The organism is Pseudomonadota bacterium (assembly GCA_039193195.1).
Taxonomy (GTDB): Bacteria; Pseudomonadota; Gammaproteobacteria; order Steroidobacterales; family JBCBZW01; genus JBCBZW01.
Map to the genome: position 1 here is coordinate 174,178 of JBCCWS010000002.1, position 16,421 is coordinate 190,598.

Here is a 16,421-nt window from a genome sequence, read left to right on the forward strand (position 1 = left end):
ACCGGCATGTCACTCATTCTCGATGCCTTGCGCCGCGCCGAGACGCAGCGACACACGCAGAGCCAGCCGGTCTACTCTCTACCGAGTGGCCGCCGCACGCGCAGTGACGCCGTACCGCTGCCCCAGGGGGCGCTGATCGGAGCCGCGGCCGGCGCGGTGATCATCGCTGCTGTGGCCGTCACCTGGACAGCCATGCGAACGGGTGAGGGTGGCGACCCGAACGCCCCTACTTTCGCCCAAACCACCCCCGCCCCGCAGACGGCTGAGGAGGTCGTCGCTCAGCCCGATAGGCAAAGGCGAACGAGCACACCGAGGGCATCGCGCGACACGCCACGTGAGATGTCGAGCCTCACGGCCCTGGCAAGGGCCGATGATCTCGTGGTAGCGAACCCCAGCACATCGACTGTGCCGACGGTGAGCGCGGGCAGCGTGCAGGTGGTCGAAGCCCGCTCCCCCGACGCCGCCACCCCGAGCTCGCCAACGCCCGGCAGTGTGACGCCGGGCACGGTGGTCGTGCGCGACTTGCTCGCCGAGGAAGGCATCACGGCAGGCGGGGGGAGCATCACCGTCGCCACGCCGGCGGCGCCGTCGCCGGTTACTGCGCAAGTAGCGCCTGCGGCGCCCCCGCCGGAACCCACTCGAGTGTCGCCCAGCGTTGCCAACCTCGCCTCGGCGCCGACGCAGTTCACGCTCAACATGCTGAGCACCAGCCCGGACCCAGCGAACAGCTACGTCTATATCAACATGCGACGTTACGCGATCGGCGACCAGACCTCTGAGGGCGCGATCGTCGACGACATCAGCAACGCAGGCGCTGTCATCCGTTATCGCGGCCAGCGCTACCTGCTCAAGTCACGGTAGGACTTCATGTTCGACGACGAAGGACAGTACGAGAAACACGTGAGCGAAGCCCAACTCATCGACAATCGTCTGCGCGCGCCCGCAATCAACTACCTCGATGGTCAGCGCCTGGCGCGCGGCCTGCGCGCGGGGATTGCTCGAGTGATGGCAGACAAGGACGCATTGAACAAGATCAACGTGTTCCCGGTGGCCGATGGCGATACGGGCACTAACATCGCCTCCACCTTAGGCACAGTGCTAGTGCGCCTTGACGAGTCGGAGCAGCACGCCGGACGCCTCCTGGCAGGTGTCGCGGACGCTGCCCTCGACGGCGCGCGAGGCAACTCCGGAGCCATCCTCGCCCAGTTCTTCCAAGGGCTCTCCGACCACACGGCCGATCTCCCGCGCCTCGACGCGACGCAGTTCGCGGCCGCCGTGAAGCGCGGAGCGCGCTACGCGCGAGAAGCCTTATCTCAACCGCGTGAAGGCACCATCCTCTCCGTGCTCACCGAGTACGCGAAAGCCCTCTCGCAGCAGCGCCAACCCAAGACCGGCGCCACGGATATGCGAGTCGTCCTCCAGCACGGCCTCGCCGCCGCACGCCGCGCCCTTGCCAACACCCCGAAGCAACTCGAAGTGCTGCGCAAATCCGGCGTGGTGGATGCAGGTGCAAAGGGCTTTGTCGACTTGCTCGAAGGAGTTGACGACTACCTGCGTAGTGGATCCCTGCGCGAACAGACGCACGTGGCTGATCTCGCCGAGGCAGATGCCTTCGCAGCCGAACTGGAAAGCTATGAGGAATCTGAGTTTCGCTACTGCACCGAATGCCTGATCACCGGCGATGACATCGATCGCCGCAAATTGCGCGAGCAAACGGCTGCGATAGGCGACAGCGTGGTGATCGCAGGCAGCCGCCGCAAGGTGAGGCTGCACATCCACACGGACCATCCGGATCAGGTGTTCGAGCTCGCGGCGCACCAAGGGCTGGTGAGCGGCCAAAAGGCCGACGACATGCATACGCAAGCCGGTCTCGTCCATCGCAAATCCGCCCAAAAGGTAGCGGTGCTGATGGACAGCGCCGGCGATGTGCCTGAGGACCTGATCGAAGAGCACAACATCCACCTGGTATCGCTGCGCGTTCACTTCGGCGAGACCAACTTCCTGGATAAGGTCACGCTGACCCCGGAGGAGTTGTTCGAGCGGATGAAGACGGATCCCCAACACCCGTCCACATCGCAACCGAGCCCGGCGGATCTACGGCGGCAGTTCGACTTCCTTGCCTCGCACTACGAGTCCGTGCTCTCGGTCAACGTCACTTCGAAGGCGAGCGGCACCTGGCAGGCAGCCGCCAGCGCAGCCCAAAGGGCGACCACGCCAGAGAAGCTCCACGTTCTGGACACGGGTAACGCCACCCTCGGCCAGGGCCTCGTTGCGGTCTATGCCGCCGAGTGTTCGAAGGCCGGCTACGACCTCGAGACCACCTTGACCCTTTGCGATGCAATCGGCAAGCGAACCAAGGCCTACGCCTACGTGCGCGACCTGCGCTACGCCGTGCGCGGCGGACGCGTCCCGGCGGGTGTCAAAGCCGTTGCGGATATGCTGCGCCTAACACCTATCTTGGGAAACCGCAGCGACGGGCGTATCACGGCAGTCGGCGTGCTCGCTGGCCGCACGAGACTTCCCGAAAGATTGACTCGATTCCTCACTGCTCGCCACGCGAGCGACTCTCGCCTGCGTATCTTCGTCGGCCACGGAGACGCGCTAGCGGACTGCGAAGAGCTAGCTCAGCGCCTGCGCGCTGCCTACCCCTCGCATGAGAGCTGCCACCAGACGGAGGTGGGCACCGCCCTCGGCGTGCACGGTGGCCCCGGACTGGTCGTGGTGGGGCTCCAACACTACTTACCGCCGGCGGAACTCGCGGTGCAGCTCGGGCTCGAAGTCTGAGAGGTATCCTACGGGAGGTCGCCAGCTGCCCATGTGTCCACCTTCGCTAGGCGACTTGAGAGTCCTCCGGCGGCTCGCGCTATTGGTTTGTGCGCCGCTGAGCTTCGGCGCGAGCGCCGACGAGCGCCTTCACCGCTACGAGGTTCAGGTCGACGCTGACCTCCAACGCATCTCCGTGCACGCCTGCCTCGACGCAGGTACGCGCGAGCGCGAACTCGGCACGGGCAGCAGCCGTGCGAGCAGCTTCCTCATCGAATCATCGCTCTCGGACAATCTGCGTCGGCGAGGCAACGGGCGGCTGAGCCTGAGTGGGGATGGCGGTGGACGTTGCTTCGACTATGCAGTTTCGCTGCAGCGCGCACTCGGCGCCAACGACTCGCGATTGGTCAGTCGCTACGAGTCAGATCTCGTCACACGCTCAACCCTATGGCTATGGCGCCCGCTCACTTCACGAGAGAATGAGGACATCGAGCTGCGCTTCGCCTTACCCCCCGGACTCAACGTCTCTGTGCCGTGGCAGCGCGTGAACGATGCGCCAAGGCACACCTACCGCGTCGGTAAGACCTCACGCTATTGGCCAGCGCGTACCGCATTCGGTCGCTTCGACACGCGGACCCTGCGCGTCGCCGGCGCGCGACTGCACCTGGCCTCCCTAGCCGGTACTCGAGCACGGGAGATGACGCAGTGGTTGAAGGAGGCCGCCGGCGCAGTCACCGAACTCTACGGGCGCTTTCCGGTGCCAGATGTTCAGGTACTCGTCATTCCCTACGGCCGAGGGAATGAGGCCGTCCCGTGGGCGCAAATCGTGCGCGGCGGCGGCAGCGCGGCGCTGTTTTTCGTCGACCCTTCCCGCCCACTGCGGGAGTTCCGCGAAGACTGGACGGCGACTCACGAGTTCAGTCATCTGCTGCTGCCCTACCTCAACCGCGACGACGCCTGGCTATCGGAAGGACTTGCTAGCTACTACCAAGAGGTATTGCGTGCGCGCGCCGGATTGCTCGACGAACGCCGCGCCTGGGAGCGCATCGAGGCAGGCTTCGATCGCGGCCGCGCCCAGAGGAAATTCTCCTCACTCGCCTACCTTTCGAGCGAGATGGGCCGTGAGCGGGCCCACCGCCACGTGTACTGGAGCGGCGCCGCGTTCTGGTTGGAGATAGATGTGATCCTGCGCCGGCAAGGCCAATCGCTCGACGAGGTACTCGCCGCCCTGGGGGATTGCTGCCTGCCAGCAGCGCAAATGTGGACCGGCGAACAGCTGCTTCGAGAGCTCGACCATCTGAGCCACTCCAGGCACTTCACGCGCACCGGCGAGCGCTACGCGAGTCAACGGGGATTTCCCCCTATGCAGACCCTGTTCGCGGAGCTTGGGGTGCAGGTCTCCGGTGCAGACTCCGTGCGCCTCGACAATGGCGCGCCGGATGCACGAGTCCGCCAGGCCATCATGGCGGCATCCACCGTGAGCGCACCCTCATCAGGCAACTGACGCGCGCAATTCCGCTAGCCACGCCCAAGCCACACCCTGTCAATCGTTGCCGCGAGGATGCTTCGCGCGATCGTCTTTTCGCTGCAGAGGGAACAGTCCGCTCTTCGGGTAAGCCCGCGCCGCGGGTCGATCGGGCCTTATGGTAGACAGTGCCAGCCCTGGGGCGTCATCCTCTGCTGCAGTCCAGCTCGAGGAATTCCCCATGGCCATTCAGATCACCGTGAACGGCGAGCCGCGCACGCTCGACGTCGACCCGCAAATGCCCCTCCTGTGGGCCATCCGCGATCACCTGCGCTTGACCGGCACGAAATTCGGCTGCGGCATCGCCCAGTGCGGCGCCTGCACCGTGCACGTAAACGGGCAGGCGCGCCGCGCCTGCGTCACGCCCGTAGGCACTGTCGCCGATCAGGCCGTCACCACTATCGAGGGCCTGCAAGGCGACGAGGCCGTCGCCGTGCAAGCGGCGTGGCAAGCGCTGGACACACCGCAGTGCGGCTACTGCCAGTCCGGTCAGGTGATGTCGGCAGTGGCGCTGTTGAAACGACAGCCGAAGCCCACCGCGCAGGACATCGATGCCGCCATGAGCGGCAACGTGTGCCGATGCGCCACCTACGTACGCATCCGCGAGGCCATTCACCTCGCCGCCGACAGGTTGGAGGGCTGAGTCATGTCATCGATCGCACCTCCCACCGACCCGTCGCGACGGCAGTTCATCACCGGCGCCAGCACGCTGGTGGTGGGCGCCAGCCTGCCCCTGGCCCCGAGACTGCAGGCCGCCACGGGCACGAGCGCTGAGGCGAGCACCTTCGTACCCAACGCTTTCGTTCGTATCAATGAGGACAGTACGGTCACAGTGGTCGTCAAGCACATTGAATTCGGTCAAGGCCCCTGGACCGGCCTCGCCACCATGGTGGCCGAAGAGCTTGACGCGGATTGGTCTCAGATCCGCGCCGAACACGCCCCGGCCAACGCAGCGCTCTACGCCAACGCCGCCTTCGGCGTGCAGGGCACGGGCGGCTCGACCGCCATCGCCTCCTCCTATCTGCCCATGCGCCAGGCTGGAGCCGCCGCGCGGGCGATGCTGGTCAGCGCCGCCGCGCGGGCCTGGGGCGTATCCGCCGCACAGATCACCGTCAGCAGCGGCATCATCACGCACGAGGCTAGCGGCAAGCAGGGCACCTTTGGCGAGTTTGCTCGCCTCGCAGCAACGGAGGAGATACCCGCCGAACCCGCCCTGAAGTCGCCAGATCAGTTCACCCTGATTGGACGGGACACGCGCAAGCTCGATACACCGGCGAAGACCACCGGCGTAGCGACCTTCACGCTGGATGTGTACCGCCCCGGCATGCTTACGGTTCTCGTGGCACATCCGCCGCGGCTCGGCGCCAAGGTCGCCGGCGTGGACGATAGCGCTGCCCGCGCCGTCCCCGGCGTGGTAGACGTTCGGCGGATCAGTGCCGGCGTCGCCGTGTACGGCCAAGACACCTTCTCCGCCTTACAGGGCCGTAAGGCTCTGAAGATCACCTGGGACGACACCGGCTCGGAGAAGCGTTCATCGGCACAGTTGGAGCAAGACTGGCTCGCCACCGTGCGCAAAGGTCCGGGAACACTCGCTGGCAGCCACGGTGATATCGAGGCCGGTTTCGGCGCCGGCACCAAGACCTTCGAGGCCGAGTACGTCTTCCCCTACTTGGCGCACGCGCCGATGGAGCCGCTCGACGGCGTAATGGAACTCGGCGAAGACGGCAACCTCGACGTGTGGATGGGGAGCCAACTGCAGACCGTCGACCAAGGGACGATCGCCGCCGTGTCCGGCATGGAGCCCTCGAAGATACGCATCCACACCATGCTTGCCGGAGGCAGCTTCGGCCGTCGCGCCCAACCCACTTCGCACTTCGCTGCAGAGCTAACCGAGGCGTGGAAGGCGCACGGCGGCGAGGCGCCAATCAAACTTGTGTACTCGCGCGAGGACGATATCCAAGGAGGCTGGTACCGCCCTCTCACGGTTCATCGCCTGCGCGGAGCCCTCGATGACGAGGGCAATATCGTCGCTTGGGATCAAACCATCGCTAGCCAGTCGATCCTCCTCGGCTCGCCCTTCGAGGGCCTGATCCAGAACGGCGTCGACACCACCATGGTAGAGGGTGCGCGGGAGCTGCCGTACGCCCTATCCAACATGCGGGTCACGGCGTATATCACCGAAAGCCCAGTCACTACCTTATGGTGGCGTTCGGTCGGTCATACGCATACGGGCTACGCGGTGGAGACCTTCCTAGACGAGCTACTAGAGGCGGGCGGCCAGGACCCAGTCGCAGGTCGACTTGCCATGATGAGCGACAAGTCGCCCCGACTTGCAGGAACGCTAAAGCGCGTCGCGCAGATGGCTCAGTGGGGGCGTGAGGCCGAAGCAGGTCATGCCTTCGGTGTCGCCTCCGTGGAGTCCTTCGGCAGCTTCGTCAGCCAGATCGTCGACGTCTCACTCGGCGCCGACGGCATGCCGAAGGTGCACAAGGTCTGGTGCGCTGTGGACTGCGGCGTGGCGGTCAATCCAAACGTCGTGACCGCCCAGATGGAAGGGGGCATTGGCTACGGACTCGGCGCCATCTTGCACAACGCTCTGGAGCTTGGCCCTGGGGGCACCGTGCAGCAGTCCAACTTCCACGACTACCCGTCCTTGCGCCTGAACGAAATGCCCGAGGTGGAGGTGGCTGTGATGGCCTCGCGCGAGGCGCCCACCGGCGTGGGTGAGCCCGGCGTCCCGCCGATCGGGCCTGCCCTCGCCAATGCCGTGCGCAAGCTAACGGGGGCGACGCCTCGCTTGCTGCCGATGCGCCGTAGCTTGAACGCTTGACCACCGTAGTGTGCTAGCCGGGCCCGCGCGCGACGCGGGCCCCCTCCCCTTAGGAGCGCATTCCCGTGCCCTGGCGCATTAGGTGTATCGCGAACGCGTAGAGCACTAAGGCGAAGGCGATGATGATCGTAAAAGCGGTGGTGATGCTCACGTCAGACTCCCCCAGGATGCCGTAGCGAAAAGCATTCACCATGTAGAGCACAGGATTCACTCGCGAGATCTCCTGCCAGGGTGAAGGCAGTAGGTCCACCGAGTAGAACACTCCGCCTAAGTACGTCAGGGGCGCCAGCACGAAGGTCGGAATGATCGAGATGCCTTCGAAGTCTTTGGCGAAGATGGCGTTGATGAACCCGCCGAGGGAAAAGACGACGGCCGTGAGCAGTACCACGGCAATGGTGACGGGCAAGTTGACCACGCTCAAGTTGGTAAACAGCAGGGCAATTACGGTCACGAGGGCCCCCACGAGCAGCCCGCGCAGCACGCCCCCGCTGACATGGCCCAAGATGATCAACCAATTCGGCATGGGCGAGACCAGCATCTCCTCCACGTGCTTGCCGAACTTCGCCCCGAAAAACGATGAGACCACGTTACCGAAGGAGTTGTTGATCACGGACATCATGATCAAACCAGGCGCGATGTACTGCATGTAGTCGAAGCCGGCCATAGGGCCGATGCGCTCGCCGATCAGCGTGCCGAAGATGATGAAGTACATGCTTACGGTGATCACGGGCGGCACGATCGTCTGCACCCAGATGCGCATGATGCGCGAGTACTCCTTACGCACGATCGTCATGAAGCCGACCGTGTTGGTCGCTACGCTCACCGGCTTCCCTCCGCGGCTACCGTCCCCGCTGTCCCTGCTGCCTCCTTGGCCTGCTGACGGTCACGGTCCTCTACGAGGCGCACGAACAGCTCCTCTAGGCGATTCGCCTTGTTGCGCATGGTCGGCACGCGGATGCCTGCGCCCGTAAGTGCCTGGAAGATGTCGTTCAGCCATTTGCCTTGCTCTTGGAACACGTCGATCTCGATGGAACACTCATCCACGAGGCGGGTTTCGAAATCGCCGAGCGCCGCACGCGCCGCCTCGGCCTGGGGGGCAGCCAGATCGAGGACGAAGGTCTCTACGTGCAGCTTGCGCAGCAGGCTGCTCATCGCATCGCGCTCGATGATCTGCCCGTCATCGATGATGGCAATGTTGCGGCAGAGCGTCTCCGCCTCTTCCAGGTAGTGTGTGGTGAGAATAATGGTGGTCCCCTCTGCGTTGATTTTGCGCAGAAAGTCCCACATCGATCGGCGAATCTCGATATCGACCCCCGCCGTCGGCTCGTCGAGGATCAGCAGGCGCGGCGTGTGCACCAGGGCGCGGGCGATCATCAGGCGACGCTTCATACCGCCGGATAGGTCGCGCGCACGGTCGTTGCGCTTATCCCACAGCTTTAACTCGCGCAGGAAGTACTCGGCGCGCTCCGCCGCCTGAGGGCGAGGAATGCCGTAGTAGCCGGCCTGGTTGACCACGATGTTCTGCACTCGGTCGAACAGGTTGAAGTTGATCTCTTGGGGGACCAGCCCGATTTGGGCCTTGGCCAGCTCGAGTTCCCGATCGATGTCGTGGCCGAAGACGCTGACTGAACCCGCTGTCTTGGAGACCAGGGACGTGATGATGCCAATCATAGTGGTCTTACCGGCACCGTTCGGGCCGAGTAAGGCAAAGAAATCGCCCTCATCCACATCCAGATCGAGGCCGCGAAGCGCCTGTAGGCCCGTGGCGTAGGTCTTGGTTAAGCCGGAGATCGACAGTGCTTTCATAGCCGTCCAATAGTGGTGCGCCATCACGCTGGCGCTCGCGCGGTGGGCGCACGATGCATCGCTGAAGGGTGGCGGCGTCGGGAATTGGGAGGCGCTCAGGGCCGACGGAAGCGGATTTTGGGCTGGTCCACCGGGTCTGAGGCCACTGCGTTATCATATCACGCGTCCCCTGGCCCCCTTTTTTGAGCGGTGGGCAGCACCCGCCCGCAGCTGTCAGGGCCGGTACTGGCGCAACCCAGTTCCACGCCGGCAGTGTTCGAACCAGACCCGAAGATGTCAGACGCTTTCCCAGCCAACGTGTTTGCCGGCGGACACCCGCAACGCGCCGTACACCGACGCAAGGACGACGGCTGGTTGCGCAGCGAGCGCACTGTTCGTGACGCCCTGTTCGTGCCCGTCTGCGACGATCACACGCTCATCGAAACCGAGCCGAACCCTAGGGCTCGGCTCCTGCGCTACGCCGAGATCACCACCCTCGAGCTGCAACATCAGGATCGGATATTCCTCGGCGTGCACCGCTCTGAGCACTACTTCGCCCTGGATTGCCCAAGCCACCTCGCCCAGTCCCTGTGCGAACTCGGCCGCCTAGAGTCCCTGCGTCGCCACGCCACCTTGGTCGCCCGTGAGGATGCGGGCCTGCTCGCCTACGCTCGCGCCATGGTCCTTTGGCATCGAACCCATCGCTTTTGCCCCCGCTGCGGCGCCCCCACGGAGAGTGCCGAGGGTGGCCATATGCGCCAGTGCACGAATCCCCCTTGTGGCGCCCGCCAGTTCCCACGCCTAGACCCCGCGGTGATCGTCCTTGTCAGCCGCGGCGAGCGCTGTCTTCTGGGGCGCCAGCCAAGCTGGCCGCCGGGTCGCTACTCGACGGTCGCCGGCTTTGTAGAGCCCGGCGAGGGCCTGGAGGACGCGGTGCGCCGCGAAGTGGCGGAAGAGACGAACATCCAGGTCACCAACGTGCGTTACCACTCATCCCAACCCTGGCCCTTCCCGTCCTCGCTCATGGTCGGCTTCACCGCTGAGGCAACTAACACAGAAATTCGCCTCAACGATAAAGAGCTGGAAGACGCGCGCTGGTTCGATCGCCAGCAACTGCTGCAGCAGATGACCGCCATTCGCGCTGGGCGAACGATGGAGCTTTCGATCGCCTTTCGCCTCATCGCACACTGGTACGACCAGGGGCAGCCAGGGCGCCTGGTCGGTGAGCTCGAACGCGCCCTCGGCGGGGCCGGCTGATCCATGTGCCTACTGGCGATCGCCTGGCGCTGCCACCAGCGCTACGACCTCGTGTTCGTCGGCAACCGTGACGAGTTCTACGAACGCCCGACCCAGGCTGCCACCTGGTGGACAGCCGGCGAGCGGGACATGTTGGGAGGACGCGATCTGCTGGCCGGCGGCACGTGGCTCGGCCTGCGTGGCGATGGCGCCTTTGCCACGGTCACCAACGTGCGTGAGCCGCGAGCTCGGCGCGATGGTGCCCGCTCTCGCGGGCATCTGATCACCGCCCTGATGCGCGCCGATGATCCCCTTGGTGCTCTAGCGGGCCTTCGCGAGGATGGCGAGCGCTACGCCCACTACAACCTGCTGGCGGGCACGTTGACGCCCACCCCCCGCTTGGCCTACCTCAACAACGTCGAAGGCGATCTCCGGCAAAATCTGCCTGCGGGCGTGTACGTGCTCAGCAATCACCGCCTTGATACCCCTTGGCCAAAGGCGCAGCGCATACGCCGCGCGATCCAGAGCCTGGTCGATGAACCTTCCCGAGCGAGCGATGATCAAACGCTCATCGACGCCCTCTTCACCGTCATGAGCGACCGCAACCCTGCGCCCGACAACACGCTCCCGGCCACCGGTCTCTCCCCCGACCGCGAACGCGCCCTGTCGTCGCCGTTCATCGAGACTCCCGGCTACGGAACGCGGGCGACCACCGTGATCCTGGCCCGCGCAGGCGGCGAGGCACGCTTCGTCGAGCAGGGCTACGAGGCTGGGGGCGTTGCCGGGGCGCGCGTCGACGAGCGATTTTCGCTAGGCCACAGAGCCTGATGGGCCAGATTCGCTTGCTAGGAGTGCGGCCGAGGGCCGTGGCCGCCAGAGCCATTTCGCTGTTGCCGCTCATCGCGCTCGCGGCAATGGCGGACACGGTGTCGGTCAGCCTTGGCGGCGTAGATGGGGAAGAGGCGAAGAACGTTCGCGCCTACCTAAGCCTAGCCCGAGCCGATGATGACGGTCGCGAACTCAATGCCCTCAACATACGCACTCTTCACAGCCGCGCCCCGCAGCAGATTGCCGAGGCGCTTCGGCCCTTTGGCTATTACGAACCCAAGGTAAGCAGCACGCTGACGGCGCCCATCGAGACGGATCAGGGCCAAGCTCCTTGGCAAGCGCGCTACGAGATCACCCTTGGTCCCGCCGTGCGCCTACAAGCAGTCGACCTGCAGCTGAGGGGGGAAGGCGCCGACGACCCTCGACTGGTCGGTCTGGTAGCCGCGATCCCCTTACGCGAGGGTGACCGCCTATCCCATCCAGCGTACGAGCAGAGCAAGGGTCAGCTGCTCGAGATCGCCCAGGAGCTTGGCTACCGAGATGCCACCTTCACTACGGCTCGTCTCGAAGTCGACCCGATGCGCGCCGAAGCCAAAGTCCAGCTCGCGTTCGACACCGGTATCGCTTACCACTTCGGTGAACTGCAGCTCGAGCAAGCGGTGATACTGGAGTCGCTCCTGCGTCGCTACGCCACCTTCAGCGCCGGCGACCCCTACTCTACGCAAGCACTGCTCGACTTCGAGTACCGCCTATTCGACTCGGGCTACTTCGCCACCGTTACCTTAGAGCCCCTGGCGCCCGAGGGCGACGTAGTGCCGATCCGCCTCACCGCCACACCCGGCCCGCGTCGCGCATGGAATCTGCGCGGGGGCTATGGCACGGACACGGGCCCCCGCATCGGCGCAGGATTTGAGAGTCGCCGCCTGAACAGTCGCGGCCACCGCCTGCTCGCCAACCTCGAACTGTCTCTACCACAGCAAGAGCTCGGTGCGGAGTACATCCTGCCCCTCAAGCGCCCCGCCAGTGATCAGCGCAGCTATCAACTGGGCATAGCTAATCAAGAGCTTGGCGACACGGACAGCCGACGCGTCGAGACCGGGGTGCGCGAAACGCGACGGGACGGACCCTGGCAACGTATCCGCTACTTGCGCTACCGCGCCGAGCGCAACATCACAGGCGGTGACGAGAGTACTGCGCAGCTGCTGGTGCCGGGATACACGCTCGTACGCACCAGGAGCGACAACGTAACCTACCCCACCCGAGGTACCTACCTAGAAGCGGATGTACACGGCGGTCTGGGCGATCTCCTCTCCGATACTAGCTTCCTGCAGCTGCGCACGGACTTGCGTTTCATCCATCCTATAGGTAAACGCAATCGCCTGCTTTTGCGCGGCGAACTGGGCGCGATCATCGCCGAAGACTTCGACCAGCTACCCGCCTCGGAGCGGTTCTTCGCCGGCGGCGACCGAAGCGTCAGGGGGTTTGCCTTGAACGCACTCGGCCCACGCGATGAGGAAGACCAGGTGGTGGGAGGGCGCTATCTGCTGGTGGCGAGCGCGGAGTACGAGCAACGCATCGTCGGGCAGTGGGGCATCGGTGCATTCGTCGATGCGGGCAATGCCTTCAACGGCAGCGTCAACCTCGAAGCAGCTGCCGGGGTTGGCCTGCGTTGGCTGTCGCCGATCGGCATGGTGCGTTTCGACCTCGCTCACCCAATCACCGATGGCGGCGACGATTGGCGAATCCACTTCACTTTCGGTCCTGAGCTATGAGGCGAACTGCTCGCTGGTTGGCACTGGGCAGCGCCGCCACTGTGGCGATCGTTGCGCTCGCAGGCATCCTGCTGCTGGCCACACCCCTGGGGACCTGGGCGGTGAGCCGTCTGCTGTTGCCGAACGCGCTGCCGAGCGGCGTGACGGTAAATGGCTTATCGGGTCGGCTCGGCAGCGAGCTGCACTTCGCACAGGTGCAGGTAGTGGCGGATGGTCTGGTGGTGGACGTCTCCGATGCCACCGTCAAGTTCAATGCCTGGGGACTGCTGCTGGCGCCTCGGTCACTAATCGTCGAGCGGCTAGCGATTGCTCGCGTGCAGGTTGAACAAGCGCCCACACAGGCCATCCAGAGCGCTCCGGTACCGGGTAACCCGCTACCGCTCGGTGCTCCCGAACTTCCGATCCACATCCGCGTTGAGGCCGTCGTCCTCGACGCGGTGGACGTAGAGAGCCTGAGCGGCGGGCATGCCACGATTACAGGGCTTCAAGCAGCTGCGCAGTGGAACGCCGATGGCGCCACCGTCGAAGACTTTCGCCTAACGGCAGAGCTAGCTTCGTCGCAGGCTACCCTTGCCAAGCTGCAGGCGCGCGGGCAAGCGAGATGGCCGAGCGATCCGCAGCAATCCACCCGGGTGCAACTGACTTTGGAAGGCAGTGCGGAGGGCTTGCCGCCGCTGGCGATCTCTACGAGCGTCGAGGGTGCTCTCGCCAAGCGCCCAGCATTTTCGATACGCAGCGCCGCACCACTCGCGGGCGTGCTCGAAGGCTGGGTGGAAGGGCTAGAGAGCCCGGCAACCCTTGAAGGAGAGGCGCGCCTGGTGGTAGCAGAGCCGATCGACCTTGCCACTATGGACGCTCGCCTGCCCCCGATCACGATGCGCGGCGAGCTTTCTACCCGACTGCAGGAGCGAACCTTAACGTCACAGCCTGAGTTGGAATTCGGCCTCGAGGCCTTCCACACCATCCCTTCCGACCAGCGCACAGCCACCTTGGAAGGCTCGCTAGCCTTACGCGGGGACATAGCGACACCCGATGGCCTTATCATTGAATCCCTGACGCTTCTTCTCGGTGCGAAGGAAGCACCTGCAGGCCGGATCAGCCTGCAAGGTACGGCAAGCACAACGCCCTCCGTCGAGGCCCGGCTGCGCATCGACGGACTGAACCCGGCCTGGATGGCGCCGCCCTGGGACGGGCGTTTGGACGGGCGTATCGCCGTCACGGCCTCGCTTGAAGACGGCGACTCACTGCCGACCATCGACCTGACCGAATTAAGCGTCGAAGGATTGCTGCGCGAGCAGCCGGTCGCCGTACAAGGCCGCGCTAGGCTCAACAGTGTAGGTCGCCTTGCGATAGACGGGCTCAGCGCCCGCAGCGGCGAGGCCACCCTCGAGGTCGATGGCACGCTTACCACACGTCCGAGCGCGGGTTGGCTACCGACGGCTGCGGACCTCGATGCGAGCTTGACGATTCCGGCACTGGAGCAAGTGCTACCCGCGGGAGCCGGCCGCGTGTCGGGCCATGCGCTGCTACGAGGCGACTTGCAGCACCCCACGGTCGTGGCCACCCTGGGCGCCCAGGAACTGCAGCTAGACGGCACTGTCGCCCTGGACAGCGCCGAAGCGAGTATCAAGATCGACGGGCGTCAAGCGCTCAGCGTCGACGCGCGCGCGGAACGACTGCAAATCGCTGGCGCCACCCTGGCGCAGGTCACAGCGAACGCCGCGGGTAGCCTCGAGCAACACGCACTCACCCTCTCGATCACCAACCCAGAAGGTACCTTGCGTACGGCCGTGGACGGCGCGGCGGATCTCGACGACTCGCGTTGGATCGGCACCATGCGCGACTTCTCGCTGAAGGCCCTCGATCGGGAATGGCGACTAGCCGCGGATGAAGATAACCCAGGCGTCGGGGAGCCGCCCAAGTTGATCGTGTCGCAGCAGGAGCAACGGCTCTCGCCCCTCTGCGTGGCTGCGCCACCGCACCCTGATCGCATTTGCATCAGCGGCGCGAACGCGGGCGGGAATCTCGATACGCAGGTGTCTTTGGATGCCGTCGCCCTTCAACCATGGACAAGCCTGCTCGGACTGCCCATTCGCCTCGATGCGAGCTTAGCGGGGCATGTTCGGGCCCAACGGGCGGCTGGCGAGATTCCGGTCATTACCGGCGGCGTGCGCCTGTCGTCAGGCGCGCTGAACCTGCGTGCGGTCGATCCCGAGCAGTCCGATCTGAGCGCTCTGCGGTGGGACGAGCTGGCGGCGGAGCTTGCCACGATTGAGAGCACACTCATCGCCACCGCCACAGCGGACCTCACCGATACGGGCCGACTGGACGCGAAGGTGCGCTTGCCGCAAACCATCCTCGGCACTACGACCGATCTCTCCGCTCAGTTGATCGACGCGCAACTCCAGGGAGTCCTAGAGATCCCCGAGCGCCTTGCCGACGCCCTACCCGGCGTAAGCGACCTGCGCGGTCGTGCCACCGTCGACCTATCGGCGAGCGGCGCCCTGAACGCGCCGCGCCTGCTGGGCCGTGTTGAATTGCGCGGCGTGGAGGGGGATATCGCCCAAGCAGGACTCCACGTTCAGGAGGGCGAGCTCACGCTGATCGCGGACGGCAACACCCTCACGCTCAACGCTAGCGCTGCGACCGGCGAAGGGGATTTGCAGACCCAAGCAAACTTCGAGCAGGGCGATGCAGGGTGGCGCGGCGACTTATCCCTCGAGGGCGAGCGGGTGCTGGTCATGGACACGCCACAGGTGCGCGCACTGATCTCACCCTCCCTGCGTGCACAAGTGGATACGGCTCAGCTGACCATTGAACTGGATGGGTCGGTCCTAGTGCCCGAAGCGCAGCTACGCCCCATCGATCTGTCCAACGCAGTGCGTACCTCGAACGATGAGGTGATCGTCGGTCAAGCGGCAGCAGAGTCGACCGAGGGTTGGCGCACCAAAGCTGACCTAATGTTTACACTAGGCGACAAGGTAAGCTATCGAGGCGGTGGCTTCAAGGGGCTCCTGCGAGGTGAGCTCGCCGTGCGGGAGCGACCGGGCGAAATCCCAACGGGCAATGGCGAGCTAAGCGTTGCCGACGCTCGCTTCTCGGTGTTCGGTCAGACCTTAGAGGTCAACCGTGGGCGCGTGGTGTTCATCCGCTCGCCCCTGACCAATCCCGGCTTGGACGTGCAAGCCACTCGTACGGTGGAAGACATCACCGTTCGAGTGGACGTACGCGGGACCTTGCGCGATCAAGTGATCACCGTGTCCTCGACACCGGCACTGCCCCAGGCCGACGCCCTGTCGTACCTAGTGGTCGGCAAACCCGTCAGTGAGCTGCAAGGCGGTGGCGACTCGGAGCTACTGGCGAACGCGGCGCGCCAGGGCGGGCTGGCGGGCGCTGACCTGCTGGCCCGTCGAGTCGGACGGCGCATCGGCCTCGATGATTTCGCCGTAGAACAAGACCAAGCTGGCGAGAACGCCCAGCTAGTGGTCGGTAAGTACCTGTCGCCACGGCTTTACGTGCGCTACGGGCTCGGTCTCTTCGAGACCCTGAATACGTGGCTGCTGAGGTACGATCTATCGCGGCGCTGGGCCGTGGAGACGCAGACCGGCGCGCAGAATTCCGTCGACGTGCTGTACTCCATCGAGAACTGATCCCGGCGTCACAGGGCCCCCGGGTATCGGCG

General features: G+C 65.0%; 11 protein-coding genes. 9 read left to right on the plus strand and 2 right to left on the minus strand.

The annotated features are described in order from the left end of the window. Nucleotides 1-6 precede the first annotated feature (6 nt). The 5 genes from AAGA68_03015 to AAGA68_03035 all read left to right on the plus strand — a co-directional run bounded on the left by AAGA68_03015 (nucleotide 7) and on the right by AAGA68_03035 (nucleotide 7,118). On the plus strand, nucleotides 7-861 hold the full coding sequence (locus AAGA68_03015; protein ID MEM9384003.1) for a general secretion pathway protein GspB: 855 nt from the start codon (nucleotides 7-9) through the stop codon (nucleotides 859-861). 6 nt (nucleotides 862-867) lie between these two features. After that, on the plus strand, nucleotides 868-2,784 hold the full coding sequence (locus AAGA68_03020) for a DegV family protein (GenBank protein ID MEM9384004.1): 1,917 nt from the start codon (nucleotides 868-870) through the stop codon (nucleotides 2,782-2,784). An 82-nt stretch (nucleotides 2,785-2,866) separates the two neighbouring features. After that, complete coding sequence (locus AAGA68_03025; protein MEM9384005.1) at nucleotides 2,867-4,267, plus strand: hypothetical protein; 1,401 nt, start codon at nucleotides 2,867-2,869, stop codon at nucleotides 4,265-4,267. A 202-nt stretch (nucleotides 4,268-4,469) separates the two neighbouring features. Beyond that, the gene (locus AAGA68_03030) at nucleotides 4,470-4,931 is read left to right on the plus strand and encodes a (2Fe-2S)-binding protein (GenBank protein MEM9384006.1); all 462 of its coding nucleotides are present in this window, start codon (nucleotides 4,470-4,472) and stop codon (nucleotides 4,929-4,931) included. 3 nt (nucleotides 4,932-4,934) lie between these two features. Then, nucleotides 4,935-7,118, plus strand: a complete 2,184-nt coding sequence (locus AAGA68_03035) for a xanthine dehydrogenase family protein molybdopterin-binding subunit (protein ID MEM9384007.1) — start codon at nucleotides 4,935-4,937, stop codon at nucleotides 7,116-7,118. A 49-nt stretch (nucleotides 7,119-7,167) separates the two neighbouring features. On the opposite strand, the gene AAGA68_03040 is transcribed toward AAGA68_03035, so the two are convergent. Together AAGA68_03040 and AAGA68_03045 are read right to left on the minus strand one after the other, a co-directional pair. Beyond that, nucleotides 7,168-7,941, minus strand: a complete 774-nt coding sequence (locus AAGA68_03040; GenBank protein ID MEM9384008.1) for an ABC transporter permease — start codon at nucleotides 7,939-7,941, stop codon at nucleotides 7,168-7,170. Continuing rightward, nucleotides 7,938-8,924: an ABC transporter ATP-binding protein gene (locus AAGA68_03045; GenBank protein MEM9384009.1), complete on the minus strand. Its 987-nt coding sequence runs from the start codon at nucleotides 8,922-8,924 to the stop codon at nucleotides 7,938-7,940. The genes AAGA68_03040 and AAGA68_03045 overlap by 4 nt, the downstream gene beginning before the upstream one ends. 273 nt (nucleotides 8,925-9,197) lie before the next feature. Here AAGA68_03045 and nudC point away from each other — a divergent pair, with 273 nt between their 5' ends. The 4 genes from nudC to AAGA68_03065 are packed head-to-tail and all read left to right on the plus strand — an operon-like array spanning nucleotide 9,198 to nucleotide 16,389. Next, nucleotides 9,198-10,160 (plus strand): NAD(+) diphosphatase, encoded by a 963-nt coding sequence (gene nudC, locus AAGA68_03050; protein ID MEM9384010.1) that lies wholly within the window; start codon nucleotides 9,198-9,200, stop codon nucleotides 10,158-10,160. Nucleotides 10,161-10,163: 3 nt separating this feature from the next. Next, nucleotides 10,164-10,967, plus strand: coding sequence for an NRDE family protein (locus AAGA68_03055; protein ID MEM9384011.1), 804 nt, complete (start codon nucleotides 10,164-10,166; stop codon nucleotides 10,965-10,967). Nucleotides 10,968-11,005: 38 nt separating this feature from the next. Beyond that, the gene (locus tag AAGA68_03060; GenBank protein MEM9384012.1) at nucleotides 11,006-12,739 is read left to right on the plus strand and encodes an autotransporter assembly complex family protein; all 1,734 of its coding nucleotides are present in this window, start codon (nucleotides 11,006-11,008) and stop codon (nucleotides 12,737-12,739) included. Beyond that, nucleotides 12,736-16,389, plus strand: coding sequence for a translocation/assembly module TamB domain-containing protein (locus AAGA68_03065; GenBank protein MEM9384013.1), 3,654 nt, complete (start codon nucleotides 12,736-12,738; stop codon nucleotides 16,387-16,389). Before AAGA68_03060 ends, AAGA68_03065 begins: the two co-directional genes overlap by 4 nt. Nucleotides 16,390-16,421: the final 32 nt, after the last annotated feature.

Excerpts from the sequence above, each read along its gene's own strand:
- AAGA68_03015 (MEM9384003.1), top strand. The coding sequence starts at position 7 with ATGTCACTCATTCTCGATGCCTTGCGCCGCGCCGAGACGCAGCGACAC.
- AAGA68_03020 (MEM9384004.1), top strand. The coding sequence starts at position 868 with ATGTTCGACGACGAAGGACAGTACGAGAAACACGTGAGCGAAGCCCAA.
- AAGA68_03030 (MEM9384006.1), top strand. The coding sequence starts at position 4,470 with ATGGCCATTCAGATCACCGTGAACGGCGAGCCGCGCACGCTCGACGTC.
- AAGA68_03035 (MEM9384007.1), top strand. The coding sequence starts at position 4,935 with ATGTCATCGATCGCACCTCCCACCGACCCGTCGCGACGGCAGTTCATC.
- AAGA68_03045 (MEM9384009.1), bottom strand. The coding sequence starts at position 8,924 with ATGAAAGCACTGTCGATCTCCGGCTTAACCAAGACCTACGCCACGGGC.
- nudC (MEM9384010.1), top strand. The coding sequence starts at position 9,198 with ATGTCAGACGCTTTCCCAGCCAACGTGTTTGCCGGCGGACACCCGCAA.
- AAGA68_03055 (MEM9384011.1), top strand. The coding sequence starts at position 10,164 with ATGTGCCTACTGGCGATCGCCTGGCGCTGCCACCAGCGCTACGACCTC.
- AAGA68_03065 (MEM9384013.1), top strand. The coding sequence starts at position 12,736 with ATGAGGCGAACTGCTCGCTGGTTGGCACTGGGCAGCGCCGCCACTGTG.